Annotated in this window: 3 protein-coding genes; all 3 read right to left on the reverse strand. The window is 49.1% G+C overall.

From position 1 onward, the window contains the following. Positions 1-1,474, reverse strand: a 1,474-nt coding sequence (locus VIM87_RS09125; protein WP_331996686.1) for a TonB-dependent receptor, incomplete at its 3' end; no start/stop codon positions are given. A 32-nt stretch (positions 1,475-1,506) separates the two neighbouring features. After that, complete coding sequence (locus tag VIM87_RS09130) at positions 1,507-1,689, reverse strand: hypothetical protein (protein WP_331996687.1); 183 nt, start codon at positions 1,687-1,689, stop codon at positions 1,507-1,509. Between the two features lie 262 nt (positions 1,690-1,951). Continuing rightward, positions 1,952-2,128, reverse strand: coding sequence for a hypothetical protein (locus tag VIM87_RS09135; RefSeq protein WP_331996688.1), 177 nt, complete (start codon positions 2,126-2,128; stop codon positions 1,952-1,954). Between the last annotated feature and the right edge of the window lie 528 nt (positions 2,129-2,656).

Here is a 2,656-nt window from a genome sequence, read left to right on the forward strand (position 1 = left end):
AAAAACGGTTACGGTTGCCGCTCATGCGCAGGCCCACTTCATGGTTCCAGCCATTCTCTGCCTGCAGGGCGGTATTAATAATATTATCAGAGGCGCGTACTTCGGCAATAGCAGGGGTAGAGTAGCCGCGGCTAACCGTAACACGGGCTGCCAGTGCCTGGGTGATCAGGTAAGAAAGTGAAAAGCGGGGCATCCACTGTGCATCGAATTTACGGGTGCTGTCACCTTTAGCGCCGTCATTAAAATTATATCGGAAGTAGTTCAGGCTTACGGCCGCTTCCCAGATCCATTTTTCATGCAGGCGCACACTGAGGCTGGTGAAATAAAAGTGCTGCTGCGCTCTGAGCTTGTCCGCTGCCTGCACCGTATCCCGTTTGCCGCCACGGTTGCCATAGTTCACAATATCGGAGCTGGTAACCTGCCATTCCAGGCCGGTATTCCAGTTTACCAGCAGGTCCGTTCCTGTTATCCGTTTATCGCTCAGGGAAATGTAGGTGCGTGCGCCGGCCGTATTTTCATCCCGCGCTTCATAATTGGTAATGAAAGGATTTTCAAAATGAGTGTTGGCGCCAAAAACAGTGATCACATGCTGCCAGCTGTTGCTGAGGTTAGCTTCATGCACCAGCCCGCCCTGTAAGGTACGGTTGTAGATGGCCGCTTTTTGATCAACAGCGCCTGGCAGGGTGGGGGTGGCCGGCCGTGCTGCGCGTGGATTGTTTAATGCCTGCGCTTCTGTAAGTCCGCCGGGTGTATGGTAAGATAGGTCGCTGTAAAAAGCCAGCAGCTTTAATTTATTTTTTTCATTGTACTGCCACTGCTGGGCAGTTTGCAGGTAATATCTTTTAGAAGCGCTGTTGCTGCGGTAACCATCTGCGCGCTGGTAGCCCTGGTACAGGCTCACTTGGTAATTGCCAAATTGCTGCTGCCAGCCTGCTTTTTCATGGAACAGGCCATAGGCGCCGCCCTGCACGGCTGCCCGTAAATGCATGCTGTCGGCGCCCAAACCTATGGGGTGCAGTAATATCACACCGCCGGAGTTGGCGCCGAACAGGCTGCCATCCGGCCCTTTCAATATCTCTGCGCTTTGTATGCTGCCCGGGTCTGCCAGGTTCAGGTAAGTGTTGCCACCGGCATCGGTAAGCGGCATTTCATCCATATATATTTTCACATTGCGGATGCCGAAGGGAGAGCGCAGCAGGCTGCCTCTTACAGAAAGACGGTAGCTGCCGGGCGACCGTTCCTCCATTCGTACCCCCGGAACCGTATTTATGGCCGGCAGCAGCGTAGCGCCGGGCTGCAGCTGAAATTGCTTGCTGGTGATAACGCTGGTGGAAGTAGGTACCTGTAAAAGTGTTTGTTTACGTAAATAGGCCTCCACTACAATTTCATGAAGCTGACGCGTGGTATCCGTATCCTGCGCTGCCAGCCGGGTTAAGGGTAAGCCGGCAACCAGGAAAAGTAAAAGTTGTTTCATAGCAGAAACTAATGTAGACAATATTCTTCAGCTTATACCCACCGGCCGGCTATAGCGCTCTTTTTTGACAGCATTAACCATAGAACCGGCCGGGAGATCTGCCGGTTGGCCATTGCCGGGGCAGAATGGTATTGCCGGTAGTATTGTTTTCTTTTTATGACCGGTATCACAAGCCGTACCGGTAAAAAGCAACCTGGTATCAATCGTGTTTTCATGCAAAAGGATATAAGTATTATAGCATCCACAATTATTCTGCCATCATAATATGCAGAGGGAGCGCAGCTTTCCGGAAGAAAAGCGATCTGCACAAAAAAAATCTGTGGGTTCTGTTTGGAATTATGAATTACGGATGTATATTTGTCTACCAATTCTATAGGAAATATAGAAATAAAAATACCACCACCCGGGAGTACGCGGCTTGGTACTCCGGCAGCTGTTGTCCCACCAGCTTAACACTGCCCGCCGGTCCATTTTAAATCATAAAAAATGGCTGTTATGCAACAGTATCTTGGTATAGCTGTCTGTACTTACAGGATGGGTGTGATGGTAAAGGGCGGTTCTGCCCGGAACCTGGCCTGCAGTGGCTATGGTTGTTGTTAATAAAAGCGTTGTTTGCTGTAAATAAATGCTCCGGATGGTTTGCGGGATCGGCATGTTGCAAATTTATTGGTGGTAAATTTTGTGTAATGTGCCTCCCGCGCCCCGTGGCATTCTGTTAGCAGCATCATTCATAATATTGAGATGCATATAAGATACAATACTTCCTTTAGCAAGATAGGTGATCCCGATCCGGATGTCAATCTGGGCTGGTATAATTATATGCTGTAACTCATTTTCATATAGTCTTTTCGTTAGATCAGAAACCAATCTTTATTACCCCTTTCCGCAGCTGAAGCTGCAGAACAGCTGTAAAGCTATCCGTTCAACGGAGCTGCTTTACAGCTTTTTTTATGCCCGCATATGGAAAGTTATTCCACCCCGCATCTTATAGAAAACTTATACCATGATGACCTCAACTACCCTCCCCGGAAATGATTTTCTCGACATCCTGTTTAATGGAAGGAATAAGGAATACGGTGCCTATGCATTGCGCCGGAAGTATGATCAGCGGGTACGGAATGCCATACTGGGTACGGCTTCCATAGCGCTGGTGGTTATAGGCGGTTATGCATTGAATAACAC

The sequence above is a fragment of the Chitinophaga sp. genome (genome assembly GCF_036569125.1).
Classification (GTDB): Bacteria; Bacteroidota; Bacteroidia; order Chitinophagales; family Chitinophagaceae; genus Chitinophaga.

What these genes read in the sequence shown, in the direction of transcription:
- VIM87_RS09130 (WP_331996687.1), bottom strand. Translation starts at nt 1,689, where the DNA reads ATGAAAACACGATTGATACCAGGTTGCTTTTTACCGGTACGGCTTGTG.
- VIM87_RS09135 (WP_331996688.1), bottom strand. Translation starts at nt 2,128, where the DNA reads ATGCCGATCCCGCAAACCATCCGGAGCATTTATTTACAGCAAACAACG.